We start from the raw sequence: 16630 nt of genomic DNA on the forward strand, positions 1-16630 counted from the left end.
CCTCACCGACAGACCGCTCCTACCGGGCCACCACATGCTGTTCCGCCCGGCAGACCATGGTGACGTATGCCGATCGTTGAAGCACGCCCCGGCTTGCCGTCCCCCCGGCCAGGCAGACGACTTGACTTGTCAGCCCCTGAGATGTCTTTGAGAGCCCGGACGCGCCAACCGTCGACGGCGCAGTCGTCCAGGTCAAGCGAGTCCGTGCGGCGCAGTTCGGTCAGCAGGGCGGAGTGCGGGCGTGGCCAGACGCCGGCCTCGGTCCAGTCCCGCAGCCGACGCCAGGCCGACTCCGGAGCAGCCTACGGTCTCGGCCGGCACGTCGCGCCAGGCAACGCCGGTCCGCAACACGTACATGATTCCGGCGAGGACTGCTCTGTCCGGAACGCGCAGTCGTCCGGGACAGCGATGGCGTGGTTGGGGAGTGGGTGGCAGCAGCGGCGCCACCCGCTCCCACAGGTCGTCCGGAACAAGATCAGCACGCACCCGGCGACTCAACTCATTCTGAAACGATCAGTCAGGCCCGGCAACGCCGGTGCCGACACCGCTGCTGTTCGCGCGATGGTCGCCTCGCGTTCGAAGCGGGCGCGGGTGTGCGGGTCCGTGCGGTCGGGCCGGATCACCTTCACGGCGACCGGTTCCCCCGCGACCTCCCCCATCCCGTCCGCAGCGCATCTTCGTCCGTTCGGGCAGCCGTTGGTGATCTTGAGGCTCATGGTTGTTCGCGAGAAATAGCAGCAGCAAGGCTGGCGGCCTGCGCTCGTGAGGGCGGGGACGTGGCGCTGACATGTGGGGATCAGTCGGTCTTGTCAGCGAGCCGGTGGGGTGAGGGTGGTGCGGTCGAACGGACCGCCATGCGAGGCGGCGTACGTGACGGCCTCGTTGACGGCGCTGAGGCCGAACGACCGGACCCGTTCGGTGGCGAGGTCCAGGGTGCCCGAGGCGAGGAGCCGGATGATGCCGACGTTCGCTGTACGCGGGTACATCCACTGGCCGCGCACGGTGATCGAGTTGCGCATGATCCATGGGTACGGGAGGGCGAGGTCGTCGCCGCCGAGCATGCCGACGCCACCCATGAGAACGACGCGGCCGTATTCGCGCACGGTCATGGCTGCCGTGCGCGCTGCCGAGCTGGGTGCGCTCGGGGGTAGCAGGTCGATCACCATGTCGATCGGGCCGTCGGCCGCCGCGGACATCGCCGCGCGGTCGCCGGCCTCGTCCCCGGTGAGCGGAACCGGGCGCACGAGCGGACCGAACCGGTCGGCGAGGAGGTCGAGCGCGGCCTGGTTGCGGCCTGGGGCGACCACGCGGCCCGCCCCCATGGCAAGCGCCACCGCGACCGCACTGCTGCCGAGATTGCCGGTGGCCCCGCTGACGAGCAGCGTCTCACCGGCTGCGAGCCCGCCGGCCAGCAGCCCGCCGTAAGGGATGACGTGCACGCCGAGCGCGGCCCAGCGGGCCGGGTCGTCCCCCGCCGCTGCGGGGAGCGGGAAGACGTTCTCCGTCGGGACCCGCATGAGCTCGGCGAACGACCCGTCGTGCAGGTACCGGGCGAGGCGCGCGCCGCCCTCGCCGCGGGAACTCCAGCCCTGGAGCGTGATGTCGGGCGTCAGGGCGTCATCCCGCGAGCGCACCGTCGGGTCGCACCACACCAGGTCGCCGGGGCGCAGCCGGGTGGCGTCGGGGCCCACGTGGACGACCCGTCCCACGCCGCCGATCCCAGGCACGACGGGAGGGACCAGGGGGTAGTTCCGCTCGCCGCTGAAGACCTCAGCCGCGTAGGGCGCCACCATGGCGGCGAGGACCTCGACCACCACCTCGCCGCCGCCGGCCTCGGGGTCGGGAACCTCCCGCACCGTGAGCGGGGCACCGAACTGCGTCAGAACCGCTGCTCGCACTGATGACCTCCGTGTTCGTCCGTGTTCGTCGGGATCGACACCAGGAACCCGGCGGGCATGCGGGAAGCGACGATCAGGCATCTGTGGTATGCGTATCTCGCATGGACATCTCCAGCACAGGCCTACGAGTCCTGCGGCAGATCGCCGAGTCCGGCAGCTTCACCGCAGCAGCCATCCGGCTCGGCTACACACAGTCGGCGGTCTCACGCCAGGCCGCCGTCCTCGAACGAAGCGCGGGCACCGCCCTGTTCGAACGCCGCCCTGACGGAGTGCGGCTCACCCCCGCGGGTCTGACTCTGCTGCGCCACGCTCGCACGATCCTGGACTGTCTGACGGCGGCCGAGCGCGACCTCACCGGCACCGTCCCGCGTACCGAACTGGTGCGGCTAGGACTGTTCCTGAGCGCGGGCGCGGCCATCCTGCCTCTCTCACTCACCCGCCTCGCGGCGACCGACCCGCAGATCACGGTCACGACTACCGAGGGCACCACGCCCTCCCTGGTCCGGGCACTGCGCGCGGGCTCGATCGACCTTGCCGTGCTGACGTCCCGCCCGCCCCACCGTCCTTTGGACGGCGAGTCGCCGCACCTGCACGTCGAGACCGTCATGGACACCGAACTCGTCGTGGCGGTGCCTTCGACCGGAGAGTTCGCCGGCCGCACCGAGGTGCACGTCGACGAATTGATCGACGCCCCGTGGATTGCCGCCCGGGCGTCGAACGCCGAGCCACTGCTCGGCGTCTGGCCTGGCCTGCCCGGACGGCCGGACATCGTCCACTGCGCGCGCGACTGGCTGACGAAACTTCAGCTGGTCGCCGGTGGCTTCGGGGTGACAACGGTGCCCTCGCGGCTCTCGCCGGTGCTGCCGCCCGGGGTGAGCCTGCTGCACGTCGAAGGCGCACCTCCCGAGATCCGCCGGGTTCTCGTGGCGCGGCTCCCCGGCCGCCCCACCCCGGCGATCACGGCCGTCACTCGAGCAATTGCCTCGACCACCTGATACGGGCCGCCGGCCGTCAGATTCGGTGCCGTAGCCCGCCGAGGACGCGCACCATCACGTGTACCTCGGCATTGGAGGATGTCTCACGTGGCGAGTTTCGCGAGCTTCTTGTAGTAGGTGAGGGCGGCTGCGAGGCCGAGGAGGGCGAGGAAGTGAGATCCCTTTCGCTCGTACCGGACGGTGAGCCGGCGAAAGCCGAACAGCCAGGCGATCGACCGCTCGATCTTCCAGCGGTGCCGGCCGAGCCGCTCGCTCGATTCGATCCCGGGACGCGCGATGCGCGGGACGAGCCCTCGCTCGCGCAGCCAGGTGAGGTGTTCGGCGGAGAAATACGCCTTGTCCGCGCGGAGTTTGACGGGCCGAAGCCGTCGCGGCCCGCGGCGGGAGCGGACGGCGGGTGTACCGCGGATCAGCGGCTTCAGAACCATGCTGTCGTGGGTGTTCGCACCGGACACCGCGACGGCCAGCGGGATGCCCTGGGCCTCGGACAGCACATGCAGCTTGCTGCCCTTCTTGCCGCGATCGACCGGGTTCGGCCCGGTCAGCGTGCCCCCCCTTTTGGCCCGGATCGAGGCGGCATCGACGATCGCCGAGGCCCAGTCCAGCGCGCCTCGCGCACCGAGTTCGTCCAGGAGCGCCCGGTGAAGCCGACGCCACAGTCCCGCCCGGGTCCACGCGGTGAACCGGCGGATGCGCGGTCGCGGGCGAGACGCCGAACGTCTCCGGCAGATGCCGCCAGGCGCACCCGCTGGTCAGCACATACACGACCGCCGTAAACACGGCCCGCTCGTCACACGGAGCGGTCCCGCCGCCCTGCGGACGGGAGTTGAACGACGGCAGCAATTGATGCGACCAGCTACGGTGTCCTATGTGGTGATCGCTCGCTGGGTTGTTCATGGGGCGGGATACGTGGAGTTGAATTGTTCCGGACGGGCTGCGGGAGATTGCCGAGTCGCTGATCCCACCGTCGAAGGTGCGGCTGCAGCGCGGCGGAACGCAGGACAGGCCTGATGAGACGCTGTTCGCGGCGATCATTTAAGTGCTGGTCAGCGGTTGTGCCTGGCGGGGTCTGCCGCCGTGTTTCGGGATATCGAAGTCGACCGCGCACCGCCGGTTCCTGATCTGGTCGCGGGCCGGGGTGTGGGGCCGGCCGCACGAGGCGGTGCTGCACCGACTCGATGACGCCGGCCTCATCGACGTCTCGCGTGGTCCTCGACTCCGCTCACGTGGGGGCTGGAAATGGGGGCGAATTCAAGGTCTGGGACCCCCTTTTTCGTGTCGATGTGGATGCCGTCGATCAACGCCCGGGACCAGTCGATCTCATTTGCCGCGTTCAGCTGGGCAAGCAGGATCCGATGCAGTTCGTCGAACACCCCGGCGTTGATCCACCGCTTGATCCGCCGCCAGCACGTCATGCCTGACCTGAAGCCGAGTTCCTGCGGAAGGTCTTCCCAGCCGATCCCGGTATGCAGCACGTACAAGATGCCCTGCAGGCACTGCCGATCCGGCACCGGCCGCGGACCGGGCGCCTCCATCGGGCCACGGCGGAAGCAACGGCTCGAGAAGCTCCCACAACTGATCATTTAGCAGAGCGCGTGAGCAGCTCTTCAACGTTCGTCTCAGGTTCGCTCGGTAGGAAGTAGGCATGCGGATAAGCGATGCAACCCGTATGTAGAAGGCTGGTGATGGCAGTCGACGCAGCATCATCGGGGAAAGCACGGACCGGCCCATCTCTGTACTTCGGGCCCAGTTGCGACGGGCCTTGATTCTCGTGCGGGTGTCGAACGGCGCTCCGGAGAGTACTCCCGTCGGAGTAACGTCGTACCGCCTGTCTCCCGAGGGATGACGACCGCAGTATGACGAAACAGAACGGAATCGGGCCTAGCGTTGGGGCTATGCCGGAACTTGATAGTCCACTGCGGAGGTTCGGGGTGGCCACCAGGGCGCTGGCGACACCGTTCCCTGTCGCCGCATGCGGGGTCACACGCCGACAACAGTGCGGGGCCCGCCGCGGCCGGCCCGCACAGCGCGCACGCGGGCGGTCGTCAGCTCCACCACAGCCGCTGCGCACCGGCGAGCGGTTCCTCGACCTGCGCGCTGCCGTGGTGCGCGAGCAGGACGCGAAGACCCCCCGAAGCATCTCGCAGACGGATGCCGTACGGATACCTCACCACACAAACGCCTTAAGAGAGGGACTGACATGAAGCCCATGGGACGCCGCGGCTTTCTCACCGCCAGCACGGCACTTGGCATTGGTGCCGGCTTGTCCACGCACGCCATTCTCTCGGAAGCGAGCGAGAACGAGACTTCGGACATTTCACGGCGGGACCAGGACCTGCCCTTCATCGGCACGGAGGAGACCTTTTCGACTCCCACGTTGTTGAAGTTGAACTCCATCAATCAGGATCACATAGCGTTCCTTGAGGAAATCGGTCTTTCGGATCTAGGTCAACGCCGCATCGGCGATATGGATGCAGGGGGACTCAACGTTCAAATCCTCTCTGCTCATACACCCTCCGTGCAAAATGTCCCTGGGCAGAGGGGTATCGACCTTGCCTATCGTCTTAACCGGCAACTTGCAGATGGGCCAATCGCCAAATATCCGGACCGCTTCAAGGCTTTCGCCACCTTGCCCTTGCAGAGCCCGGAGGCGGCGGCGGACGAATTGGAACGCTCGGTTCGGGAAGATGGCTTCTTGGGCGCACTGACCAACGGACACATCGCGAAGAAGTATCTCGATCATCCCGATTTCGAGCCTGTGCTGGCACGTGCCGTTGCTCTCGATGTGCCGATCTACCTGCATCCCGGCTATCCAGCTGACGAGGTCTTCAAGATCTACTACAGCACCACACGGTCTAAATACACGGAAGAGTTCCAAGACTACATTTTCAGTGGGTCTGGATATGGCTGGCACCAGGAGGTGCTGACCCAATGCATTCGGATGATCACGTACGGGGTTTTCGACAGGTTCCCCAAACTGAAAATCATCATCGGCCACATGGGCGAAGGTCTTCCCTTCTACTACGAGCGGATCGTCAATGACATGGGCGAGCCGACCAAAGACTCGCTCGAGAAGCCCATCGCGCAATACTTCAAGGACAACTTCTGGGTCACAACCAGCGCATTCCCCCAGACCGAACTGCTCGATCTCCTGCTGAAGTACATAAGCGTGGATCGAGTGATGTTCGCAACCGACTACCCGTTTGCGGACATAAAGGAGCAGACCGACTGGTTCCGCGGAGTCGATTTGCCACGCGAAGACAAAGAAAAGATCGCATTCCGAAATGCAGCGAAATTGTTCAGAATGAACGTGCCCGTGAAGTGATACGCCAGCGTCGGCCGGAGTGAAAGAATGCTTTGCTGTAAGGCGAGAGTACGGCCGACGTATGCGATGCGCGGCTGCCCCACAACGCGGTCTCATACAGGCTCTTCTGGTAACGTGACCTTTACGGACGCGTTCGGGCAGGCGGCCAACTCCTGTGTGAGGGCTGCCGGTTCCGCCTCAACGACGGCGAGCTGCCAGCACATCTCCTTCGTCGCACAGTCTGTGATGTACGTGCACCGGTCGAGGGCAGTCACTGGGCCGGGTCTCGGTCCCCTTCGATCTATTTGTGGCCCGCCGATACCACCCGCAGGGACCGCGGATCACCGAGTCGTTCGCGTAGCACTCCCGCTCGGCCGCAGACCACGTCGAAGCGCCGGGGTTCCAGGCTTCGGACAGCGGCGCGACGCGGTGGATGTCTAGCCTCTGTGCGTCGTCCGGGCAGGGGTCGACGGGGCCGTTTGGTCCGCTACTGGTCCGGGAGAATTCGCTTGAGACGCCAATCGTGGCACGAGGCGCTTAGGTGATCACGGAGAGTAATGTAGGTGCAGGGGTTGCCTGGAGTGGAACGGAGTCTCCAGGCAACCGACTTGAGACTCTAGAAGAACCCAAGTTTCTTTGGACTGTATGAAACGAGAAGGTTCTTCGTCTGCTGGTAGTGCTCCAGCATCATCTTGTGGGTCTCCCGGCCGATCCCCGACTGCTTGTACCCGCCGAAGGCGGCATGCGCCGGGTAGGCGTGGTAGCAGTTGGTCCAGACGCGGCCCGCCTGGATCGCCCGGCCCGCGCGGTACGCCGTGTTGATGTCCCGCGTCCACACGCCGGCCCCGAGGCCGTACAGCGTGTCGTTGGCGATCTTGATGGCGTCGTCGAAGTCGTCGAAGGAGGCCACCGAGACGACCGGACCGAAGATCTCCTCCTGGAAGACACGCATCCGGTTGTCGCCCTCGAAGATCGTCGGCTGAACGTAGTAGCCGCCCTTCAACTCACCGTCGTACTCGGCGCGTTCCCCGCCGGTGAGCACCTTGGCGCCTTCCTGCCGGCCGATGTCGATGTAGGACAGGATCTTCGACAGCTGCTCGCTGGACGCCTGCGCGCCGATCATCGTGTCGGTGTCGAGCGGGTTGCCGGGCTTGATCAGCTCCGTGCGGGCGACGGCCGCCTGGAGGAAGTCGCCGTAGTTCCCGCGCTGGATCAGACCGCGGGACGGACAGGTGCACACCTCGCCCTGGTTCAGCGCGAACATGGTGAACCCCTCGAGGGCCTTGTCGCGCAGGTCGTCGTCCTTCTCCCACACGTCGTCGAAGAAGATGTTCGGCGACTTGCCGCCCAGCTCCAGCGTGACGGGTTTCAGGTTCTCCGCGGCGTACTGCATGATCAGCCGGCCCGTGGACGTCTCACCGGTGAACGCCACCTTCGCCACGCGCGGGCTGGACGCGAGCGGCTTGCCCGCCTCCGGGCCGAAGCCGTTGACGATGTTCACCACGCCCGGCGGCAGCAGATCCGCGACGAGGCTCATCCAGTAGTGCAGGGAGACCGGGGTCTGCTCGGCCGGCTTGATGACCACCGCGTTGCCGGCCGCGAGCGCCGGCGCCAGCTTCCACGTGGCCATCAGGATCGGGAAGTTCCACGGGATGATCTGCGCGACCACCCCGAGCGGCTCGTGGAAGTGGTACGCCACGGTGTCGTCGTCGACCTCGCTGAGCGACCCCTCCTGCGCGCGCACCGCCCCCGCGAAGTAGCGGAAGTGGTCGATCGCCAGCGGGATGTCAGCCGCCAGCGTCTCCCGGACCGGCTTGCCGTTCTCCCAGCTCTCCGCGACCGCGAGGGGCTCCAGGTAGGCCTCCATCCGGTCGGCGATCTTCAGCAGGATGTCCGAGCGCTCGGTCGCCGACGTGCGCCCCCATCCCGGCGCGGCCGCGTGTGCCGCGTCGAGCGCCCGCTCCACGTCCTCCGCCGTGCCACGGGCCACCTCGGTGAAGGGCTGCCCGTTGACCGGAGACGGGTTCTCGAAGTACTGCCCACGGGCCGGCGGCACGTACTCGCCGCCGATGAAGTGGTCGTAGCGCGCCTGGTAGGAGACGATCGCGCCCTCGGTGCCGGGCGCCGCGTAACGGGTCATGCCGGTGTGCCTCCCTCAGCAGGGCCGCCCGCCGTTGGACGGCTCTGAGCGGAGGCTAGGGATCCGGACGTTGCAGCAACGTTGCGGTGATCCCCACGGCCCCTGTCGGGGCGACGGCCCCCACCGCCCAGGCCGCCTGGAAGGGCCCTAGCGGTGCAGCCGGCCCTTCGGCGCCGCCAGTTCCTCTTCCAGCGCCGTCAGGCGCGCCCGTGTCGCCGCCGTGGGGCGGGCCGCCGCCAGCGCCCGCCAGACGTCCAGGTCGTCCTCGCCCCACGGCGCGTGCGCCCAGTCCGCCAGGAGGTCGGGGTCCTGACCGGCGATCAGGGCGGCGCGCAGTCCGTCGGCGAGGCGCTGTCGCAGCCGTACGACCGCCGGAGCCTGCGACGCGGGCAACAGCGGCCCGGAGTACGCCGCGGCGGCGGCCGTCACCGCGCCGGACGCCAGCCGCCGTTCGACGATCGCGACGTCCGACTCCAGGCGAACCGTGAGCCGGTACGGACGCGAGACCAGCAGCCCCGGGCCGAGCACCCCGCGCAGTCTGGCGAGTTCCGCCCGCAGGGTCACCGGCGTCACCGACTCGTCCTCGTACAGCGCGCACAGCAGCTCGTCACCGGTGAGGCCCTCGGGGTGACGGGCGAGCAGCACCAGGATCTCGCTGTGCCGACGGCTCAGGCGGACACTGCGTCCGCCGGTCACCAGCCGTGCCTCGTCCCGTCCGAGCGCGGTCAGCTCCGGCACGTCGGGCTGCGGCACCTCCGGGGCGAGGAGCGCGAGCTGGGACTCCGCGGCCCGCGCGACCGCCTGGACGAAGCCCAGGCTGTGCGGATGGGCGAGGCCGTTCCCGCCGGTGATGTCCACCGCCCCCAGCACCCGCCCGGTCCGCGGATCGTGCACCGGCGCGGCCGCACAGGTCCACGGCTGCACCCGCCGGATGAAGTGCTCGGCCGCGAACACCTGCACCGGCCGGTCCAGGGCGACCGCCGTGCCCGGCGCGTTCGTCCCGACGGCGCTCTCCGCCCACCGCGCCCCCGGCACGAAGTTCATCAGCCCCGCCTGCTTGCGCGTCGCCGCATGGCCCTCGACCCACAGCAGTCTGCCGTGCGCGTCGCACACCGCCAGCAGATGCTCCCCATCGGCGGCGAACGTGCCCATGAGCTCCCGGAACAGCGGCATCACCCGCGCCAGTGGATGCTCGGAACGGTAGCTGCCGAGATCACCGTCGGTCAGCTCCACACTCGCGGTGCCGTCGGGACCCACACCGGCCCGCGCCGAACGGCGCCAGGAGTCGGCCACGACCGCCCGCACCGGCCGCGGGACCGTCCCCGCCTCGGTGAACGTCTGGTGCGCCCGGCGCAGGATCCGTACCCGCTCGGCGGGGTCGGTTCCCGGTTCCAGGGCCACCCATGGATCGCTCGACAACTCGCCCTCCCGGAAGACGACACGGCTGGGGACATCGTCACTCCGGGTGTGCGGGGCGACAACCGTTTGGACGTCGTTCGCCCTTCACAGACCGTTGACGAGTCTCATGTAGCGCCCCCAGTCCCAGTGCGGACCGGGATCGGTGTGGTCGGTGCCCGGAACCTCGTAGTGGCCGATGATGTGCGCGCGGTCCCGGGGGATGCCGTGGCGCTCGCAGACCGAGGCCGTGAGCCGGGCGGACCGCTCGTAGAGCGCGTCGGTGAACGAGGCGGGCCGGTCCACCCATCCCTCGTGCTCGATGCCGACGCTGCGGGTGTTGTGGTCCCAGTTCCCCGCGTGCCAGGCGATGTCGGACTCCCGGACGCACTGCGCCACGTGACCGTCGGCCGAGCGGACCACGTAGTGCGCGGACACCCGCTTCTTCGGGTTCTGGAAGACGGCCAGGGTCTTGGCGAAGTCGGTCTGGGTGACGTGGACGACGACCAGGTCGACCGGATGGGACGCGGGGCGGTCGGCCGCCGTGTAGTTCGCGGAGGTCGCGGGCTGCCACTCCGCCGGCCGGTAGTCGACGGCCTGGGTCTGCGCACCGGCCGGTGGGTCCGGCAGCAGCGCGTACGGGACGGCCGCGAGCAGGGCGCCGCGCAGCAGCCGCCGTCTGGTGGGCAGGGGCATGGGTGGGGTCATGGCTGGGCTCTCCGTTCCGCGGAGGCCGACGGCCGCGCTCCGCGGGGATCACAGTACGGCGATCACCGGTCGGCCCGTGGGAGGCCGGGCAGTTCGGTGGACACAGGCCCTGGCTGTGGACAACTCGCTCACCCGAACGGGGAGTTCCGGTCCTGTGCGGGTGTCAGGAACCGTCCGCGGCCGCCGCCGCCGGATCGTCCAGCACCGCCCGGACCACCGAGTGCGCGGCCCCCAGCAACGGCCCCTCGGGGCCCAGCCGTGAGACCGAGACGGCACGGGCGGGGCCCGCGGTGCGCCGGGCGAGTTCGGCCTCCAGCGACGGCAGCAGCCACGGCGCGAGTCCGGCCAGCGCACCGCCGAGCACCACGCTCTCCGGATCCAGCAGATTGAGCGCGCCGGTCAGGGCGATACCGAGAGCCCTGCCCGCCTCGTGCAGGGCGAGCCGTACCTCGGGGTCGCCCTCCGCGGCCCGTCCCGCGAGGAGCCCGACCCGGTCTCCGCCCGGCTCCAGCCCGGCCGCGCGCAGCACCGCCTCCTCACCGGCGTACTGCTCCAGACAGCCCCGGCCGCCGCATCCGCACCGCGGCCCGTCGGGGTGGACCGGCACATGGCCCAGCTCGCCCGCGAAACCGCGGGTGCCGCGCAGCAGACTGCCGTCCACGACCACCGCGGCGCCGATGCCGATCTCGGCCGACACGTGCAGGAAGTTCTGCGGGGTGCGCTCGCCCAGCCAGAGTTCGGCCAGTCCGCCGAAGTTGGCCTCGTTGTCCACGGTCAGCGGCCACTCGCCGGGCAGCAGGGCGCCGAGATCGGTGTCGTGCCAGCCGAGGTTCGGCGCGCGGACGACCGTACGGCCGTCGCGGGCGATCAGCCCGGGGACGGCCACGGCGAGCCCGGCCGGCCACAGCCCCTCGCCCTCCGCCTCGGTGACGGCCTCCCGCAGCAGCCCGGTGAGCTCCTCGATCACCGGCTCGGGGGACCGCCCCCGGTTCGTCCCGTGCCGCACGGCACGGGCCCGTACCTCACCTCGTAGGTCGACGACGCACACCGCGAGGTGGTCGACGCCGACCTCGGCGCCCAGCCCCGCCGGGCCGCGTCCGCTGACCGCCAGCGCCGACCCGGGACGACCGACCCGGCCCGGTCGCTCCGGGCCGAGCTCCTCCAGCAGACCGGTGCGTATCAGCTCGTCGACGAGGGTCGACACCGCCGCCCGGGTCAGGCCGATGCGTGAGGCGACCGCCGCCCGGGACAGCGGGCCCTCGGCGCGAACGGCGTGCATCACCCGCGCCAGATTGCGCCGGCGCATGCCCTGCTGGGTGTCGGGCAGCGCGCGCCCCGGGCCGGTGGCGCGGGCCTCGTGCAGCGGTGCGGTCATGCCTCCGTCGATCCGTCTCGATTCATCGACAAGCCGATACGTCGATACAGCCAGCCGTACCTGTACTGCCGTACAGGTACAGCCGTACGGCGGTACCTCGCTCAGCCGGTGTGCGTGCTCCGCTCCAGCAGCGGGGCCGCGTCGGAGAGTACCCCGGCGATCCTCGCGAGCGTCGCCTGGTCCCGCTCCACGGCCTCCAGCACCGGCCCGCGCGCGGTGTTCCAGCGGCGGGCGACCGCGGCCGGGTCCTCGCCGGTCAGCAGCCCGGCCGCCTGTGCCGCCGCGCCCAGCGCGACGAGCTCCTTGGCCTCGGGGATCTGCACCGGCCGTCCCGACAGCCGCCGTACCGTCTGCTGCCAGGCCGCTCCCCGCGCACCGCCGCCGATCAGCAGCAGCGGGGCCGACGGGTCCGCGTCCTCGTCGAGAACCAGGTCGAGCGCGCCGAGCAGCGAGTGCACGGCACCGTCGTAGGCGGCCTGCAGGAGCTGCCCGGCCGTGGTGTCGTGGCGCAGGCCGTGCAGCAGACCCGAGGCGTTCGGCAGGTTCGGGGTGCGCTCGCCGTCCAGGTAGGGCAGGAGCGTGAGGTCCGCGGTGGGCTCCACGGCCTCCCGGTCCAGGCCCAGCAGGGCCGCGACGCGGTCCACGGCGAGCGTGCAGTTCAGGGTGCAGGCCAGCGGCAGCCAGTCGCCGTGGGCGTCCGCGAAGCCCGCGACGGTGCCGGTCGGGTCGGACGGCCGGTGCTTCGACACCGCGTACACCGTGCCCGAGGTGCCGAGGCTCAGCACCGGAGTGCCCGGGCGCAGCCCCAGCCCCAGCGCGGCCGCCGCGTTGTCGCCGGTGCCCGCGGCGACCAGGGTGCCCTTGGCGAACGGCAGGTCGTGGCTGTCGCGCACGGTGCCCGCGATCTCGCCGGGCCGCACCACGCGGGGCAGCAGCGCCGGGTCGAGACCCACGCGCGCGAGGATCTCCTCGTCGTAGCCCTCCGTCACCGACGCCCACCAGCCTGTGCCGGACGCGTCGCCCCGGTCGGTCGTGCCCTCACCGGTGAGGCGTTCGGTGAGGTAGTCGTGGGGGAGCCGTACCGCCTTCGTCGCGCGCAGGGCCTCCGGCTCGTTCTCGGCGAGCCACGCCCACTTCGTGACCGTGAAGGACGCGGCCGGGACGGACCCCGTGCGCTCCGCCCAGAACTTCGCCCCGCCGAGTTCCTCGGTCAGCCTGCGCGCCTGCGGGGCCGACCGCACGTCGTTCCACAGCAGCGCCGGGCGCACCGGCTCACCGTGCCCGTCCAGCGTGACCAGCCCGTGCTGCTGCCCGCCGATCGACACCGCGGCGGCCTCGCGCGCCGCGTCACCGCACTGGCGCAACGCCTCGTGCAGCGCGTCCCACCACTGGCGCGGGTCGCTCTCGCGGCCGGCGCCGGAGGACACCGTGTGCGGCGCCTGGCCGCTCGCGACGACCTCGCCGGTGCCCGCGTCGACGACCAGCGCCTTCGTGGACTGGGTGGACGAGTCCACGCCGACGACGAGCGGACCCTCGGCTGCTGACATCGGGCTCTCCCTCAAGTTTTTCCGCGGCTCTGCGGGATCTGTCTTCCCAGAGATGCGTTGGCATACTAATTTGTAAACGGCCATGACGAAATAGTTCGCCACCGACCGCCCGAGAGTCAGCACAGCAAGGAGCCGCGGCAATGAGCTACCAGCCCACCCCCGAGGACAGGTTCACCTTCGGCCTGTGGACCGTCGGCTGGCAGGGAAGGGACCCGTTCGGCGACGCCACCCGGCGCGCCCTCGACCCGGTCGAGACGGTGACACGCCTGGCCGAGCTGGGCGCCTACGGCGTGACCTTCCACGACGACGACCTGATCCCGTTCGGGTCCTCCGACAGCGAGCGCGAGGAGCACGTCAAGCGCTTCCGCCAGGCACTGGACACCACCGGCATGACCGTGCCGATGGCCACCACCAACCTCTTCACGCACCCCGTCTTCAAGGACGGCGCGTTCACCGCGAACGACCGTGACGTGCGCCGCTACGCCCTGCGCAAGACGATCCGCAACATCGACCTGGCCGTCGAGCTCGGCGCGAAGATCTACGTCGCCTGGGGCGGCCGTGAGGGCGCGGAGTCCGGTGCCGCCAAGGACGTACGAGTCGCCCTCGACCGTATGAAGGAGGCCTTCGACCTCCTCGGCGAGTACGTCACCTCCCAGGGCTACGACCTGCGCTTCGCCCTCGAGCCCAAGCCGAACGAGCCGCGCGGCGACATCCTGCTCCCCACCGTCGGCCACGCGCTCGCCTTCATCGACCGCCTGGAGCGCCCCGAGCTCTACGGCGTCAACCCCGAGGTCGGCCACGAGCAGATGGCGGGGCTGAACTTCCCGCACGGCATCGCGCAGGCGCTGTGGGCGGGCAAGCTCTTCCACATCGACCTCAACGGCCAGTCCGGCATCAAGTACGACCAGGACCTGCGCTTCGGCGCCGGTGATCTGCGCTCCGCGTTCTGGCTGGTCGACCTGCTGGAGAGCGCCGGCTACGCGGGCCCGAAGCACTTCGACTTCAAGCCGCCGCGCACCGAGGACCTCGACGGCGTGTGGGCGTCCGCCGCGGGCTGCATGCGCAACTACCTGATCCTCAAGGAGCGTGCCGCCGCGTTCCGTGCCGACCCGGAGGTCCAGGAGGCCCTGCGCGCCTCCCGCCTCGACGAGCTCGCCCAGGCCACCGCCGCCGACGGCCTGCAGAGCCTGCTCGCCGACCGCACCGCCTTCGAGGACTTCGACGCGGACGCGGCCGCCGCCCGCGGCATGGCCTTCGAGCGGCTCGACCAGCTCGCGATGGACCACCTGCTGGGCGCCCGCGGCTGACGAGCCCCGGGGGACCGGGACCTCCGTACGGAATACGCCGGAATCATGCCCTCCACGGCATGAGCCGGTATCAACTTCCATGCGGAGGTCGTCCCGCGTCCCGTTCGCGGGGACGCTGGACGTATGGCCACGCCCCCCGTACCGCCCCACCCGCCAGGACCGCCGGGCGACACGCCCCCGTACGGCGGCTTCGGACCGCCCGACCCCGGCTACGGCACCGGCGGCCCCCGCCGACGGCGCCGTAGCCCCCTGTTCGCCGTGCTCGTGCTGCTCGTCGCCGCCGCCGCCGTGTTCGCCGTCGTGCTGATGGCCTCGTCCGGCGACGACTCATCGGACGACAAGCCGACCGGCGGCAACAGCACCGGAGCCACACCCGCTCCGTCGATCAGCCTCCCGGTGGACCTGCCCAGCGAGCTGCCGTCGCAGCTTCCGAGCACCCTGCCCACCGAGATACCGAGCGATCTGGAGTCGCTGTTGCCGTCCGTCACTGCGCTGCTGCCCTAGAGGGACGCGCGCGGGGAGGGACGCAAGGCTCCACGCGTGCGTGGGCCGTCAGACTCCCCGCGGCAGCCGCACGTAGGTCACGGTCGTCTCGACGCCGCTGTCCACCAGCCGGCCCTGCGCGTCGAAGGCGCCCGCCCCGTCCGTCATCCCGAAGTCGTTGTCGTTGATCAGGGCGAGCGTGTCGTGGTCCACGCGCGCGACGCCCTCGATCTTCCCGGGCACCCCCTCGACCGTGCCCAGGTCGACCACCAGCCGCTTGGACAGCACCGGGACCCCGGAGGCCGCCGGGTCGTCCAACTGCTCCAGCGACGGTGAGGTCGTGTCGTCGTCCCAGCGGCTGCCCAGGATGTTCGCGCCGCGCCCGAGCCGCACGACCTGGAGCCGGGCGGCCTTGTCCGTCCGCTCCTCGACCAGCAGCCGGTCGCCGCCCACCGCGACCACGGAGGAGATCTTGAGCTCGGAGGTGTCGTCCTCGCTCGGGTCGACCACGTTCACCGGGTCGAAGCGGTAGGCGTACTCGGCGGTGACCGCCTTCTTCCTGGGCGAGAACCGCAGCAGCCGGGTCGTCAGCGATGCCTCGCCGGTCCCCGTGTCCGGCAGCGAGAGGGGACTCTGCACGGCCAGCACCAGGTCCCCGCAGGGCAACTGGGCCAGGCCCTCGAAACCACGGTTGACCTTCCGGTGCAGCAGCACCGACGGCAGCGCCTCCACCACCGGGTAGTCCGCGCCCTCGAGGTGCAGCCCCTCGGGGACATGGCGGCTCAGCACCTTCCCGCGCGCGGAGACGTGCACCAGAGAGGGGCCGTACTCGTCGACGAGCCAGAAACTCCCGTCCGCCGCCCGCACGATGCCCTCGGTGTCCAGCCCGTTCGGGTTGTACGACAGGGGCGTGCGGGCGTCGTAGGTGTACGGCGCCTCGTCGCGGCCCTCCTGGTTCGACAGACCGGTGACGGGCTTCCCGGAGGAGGTGGTGATCGGGACGGCGTCCAGCACCTTCACCGTGTCCCCGGTCACCCGGATCCGCACGATCGCCGGATCGAAGCCCGGGACGGGGAACGTGCGGCGCTTCTTCCCGTCGATCTTGATCTGGCCGTTGGGCCCGCGGTCCGTGACCGTCCAGAACTCGCCCGCGCGGCCCGCCGGGTACAGGTCGCTGCCGATGCCGCCGAGGTCCACACCGCGGTCGTCGTCCACGGTGCCGGGCAGCAGGCCGTTGCTGAACGCCCCCAGCGGGATGTCCCCGAGCGTGGCGGTCCGCGTCACGCGCGCCTGCCCCGAGGCGGTTCCCGCGGACGCCGGGCCGGCCATGACGAGGGCGGCCAGCACGGCGAGCGGTAGGCCCGCCGCGACGGAGCGGTGGACGCGGCGCCGGCCGGTGGAGTGCGGGGACATCAAGCCTCCTGGTGTGCAAGTTCGTTGACAGCGGCCAGAGTTGGCGCGCCCGCCGAACGGGACGC

Annotated in this window: 14 protein-coding genes and 2 pseudogenes; 5 read left to right on the forward strand and 11 right to left on the reverse strand. The window is 70.1% G+C overall.

The genetic code is table 11. The features are described from left to right. Positions 1-192: 192 nt before the first annotated feature. From OG852_RS41490 to OG852_RS41500, 3 genes are all read right to left on the reverse strand, one after another. Positions 193-486 (reverse strand): transposase, encoded by a 294-nt coding sequence (locus tag OG852_RS41490; protein WP_443064611.1) that lies wholly within the window; start codon positions 484-486, stop codon positions 193-195. A gap of 8 nt (positions 487-494) precedes the next feature. After that, on the reverse strand, positions 495-716 hold the full coding sequence (locus OG852_RS41495; protein WP_330350571.1) for a hypothetical protein: 222 nt from the start codon (positions 714-716) through the stop codon (positions 495-497). Between the two features lie 93 nt (positions 717-809). Beyond that, on the reverse strand, positions 810-1898 hold the full coding sequence (locus OG852_RS41500) for an alcohol dehydrogenase catalytic domain-containing protein (RefSeq protein WP_330350572.1): 1089 nt from the start codon (positions 1896-1898) through the stop codon (positions 810-812). Positions 1899-1999: 101 nt separating this feature from the next. Here OG852_RS41500 and OG852_RS41505 point away from each other — a divergent pair, with 101 nt between their 5' ends. Next, positions 2000-2893, forward strand: a complete 894-nt coding sequence (locus OG852_RS41505; protein ID WP_330350573.1) for a LysR family transcriptional regulator — start codon at positions 2000-2002, stop codon at positions 2891-2893. 83 nt (positions 2894-2976) lie between these two features. Here OG852_RS41505 and OG852_RS41510 read toward each other — a convergent pair. Further along, positions 2977-3790 (reverse strand): IS5 family transposase gene (locus OG852_RS41510; protein ID WP_443064612.1). Its coding sequence is split into 2 segments (ribosomal slippage): positions 2977-3582 and positions 3584-3790, totalling 813 coding nucleotides; the frame shifts between segments, so codons are not numbered across the junction. Positions 3791-3812: 22 nt separating this feature from the next. Between OG852_RS41510 and OG852_RS41515 the strand changes: the two are divergent. Beyond that, positions 3813-4170: pseudogene (locus OG852_RS41515) on the forward strand (transposase); the annotation flags it as partial. Positions 4171-4260: 90 nt separating this feature from the next. Here OG852_RS41515 and OG852_RS41520 read toward each other — a convergent pair. Continuing rightward, a pseudogene (locus OG852_RS41520) lies at positions 4261-4476 on the reverse strand (transposase); the annotation flags it as partial. A gap of 617 nt (positions 4477-5093) precedes the next feature. On the opposite strand from OG852_RS41520, the gene OG852_RS41525 reads away from it, so the two are divergent. Beyond that, the gene (locus OG852_RS41525; RefSeq protein WP_330350575.1) at positions 5094-6218 is read left to right on the forward strand and encodes an amidohydrolase family protein; all 1125 of its coding nucleotides are present in this window, start codon (positions 5094-5096) and stop codon (positions 6216-6218) included. A 595-nt stretch (positions 6219-6813) separates the two neighbouring features. Here the strand turns inward: OG852_RS41525 and exaC are convergent. From exaC to xylB, 5 genes are all read right to left on the reverse strand, one after another. Beyond that, on the reverse strand, positions 6814-8337 hold the full coding sequence (exaC, locus tag OG852_RS41530) for an acetaldehyde dehydrogenase ExaC (protein WP_133912916.1): 1524 nt from the start codon (positions 8335-8337) through the stop codon (positions 6814-6816). Positions 8338-8484: 147 nt separating this feature from the next. Next, positions 8485-9756: a GAF domain-containing protein gene (locus OG852_RS41535; RefSeq protein ID WP_330350576.1), complete on the reverse strand. Its 1272-nt coding sequence runs from the start codon at positions 9754-9756 to the stop codon at positions 8485-8487. An 84-nt stretch (positions 9757-9840) separates the two neighbouring features. After that, positions 9841-10440 (reverse strand): N-acetylmuramoyl-L-alanine amidase, encoded by a 600-nt coding sequence (locus OG852_RS41540; protein WP_330350577.1) that lies wholly within the window; start codon positions 10438-10440, stop codon positions 9841-9843. A 163-nt stretch (positions 10441-10603) separates the two neighbouring features. Next, the gene (locus OG852_RS41545; RefSeq protein WP_133912918.1) at positions 10604-11815 is read right to left on the reverse strand and encodes an ROK family protein; all 1212 of its coding nucleotides are present in this window, start codon (positions 11813-11815) and stop codon (positions 10604-10606) included. Positions 11816-11916: 101 nt separating this feature from the next. After that, positions 11917-13362, reverse strand: coding sequence for a xylulokinase (gene xylB, locus OG852_RS41550; protein WP_330350578.1), 1446 nt, complete (start codon positions 13360-13362; stop codon positions 11917-11919). A 140-nt stretch (positions 13363-13502) separates the two neighbouring features. Here xylB and xylA point away from each other — a divergent pair, with 140 nt between their 5' ends. Together xylA and OG852_RS41560 are read left to right on the forward strand one after the other, a co-directional pair. Continuing rightward, entirely contained in the window at positions 13503-14669 is a 1167-nt protein-coding gene (gene xylA, locus OG852_RS41555; protein ID WP_133912920.1) for a xylose isomerase, read from the forward strand. Between the two features lie 123 nt (positions 14670-14792). After that, on the forward strand, positions 14793-15173 hold the full coding sequence (locus OG852_RS41560) for a hypothetical protein (RefSeq protein WP_330350579.1): 381 nt from the start codon (positions 14793-14795) through the stop codon (positions 15171-15173). Positions 15174-15221: 48 nt separating this feature from the next. Here OG852_RS41560 and OG852_RS41565 read toward each other — a convergent pair whose 3' ends face one another. After that, positions 15222-16565 (reverse strand): esterase-like activity of phytase family protein, encoded by a 1344-nt coding sequence (locus OG852_RS41565; protein ID WP_330350580.1) that lies wholly within the window; start codon positions 16563-16565, stop codon positions 15222-15224. Positions 16566-16630 lie beyond the last annotated feature (65 nt).

Origin of the sequence: Streptomyces sp. NBC_00582, assembly GCF_036345155.1 — a bacterium.
Classification (GTDB): Bacteria; Actinomycetota; Actinomycetes; order Streptomycetales; family Streptomycetaceae; genus Streptomyces.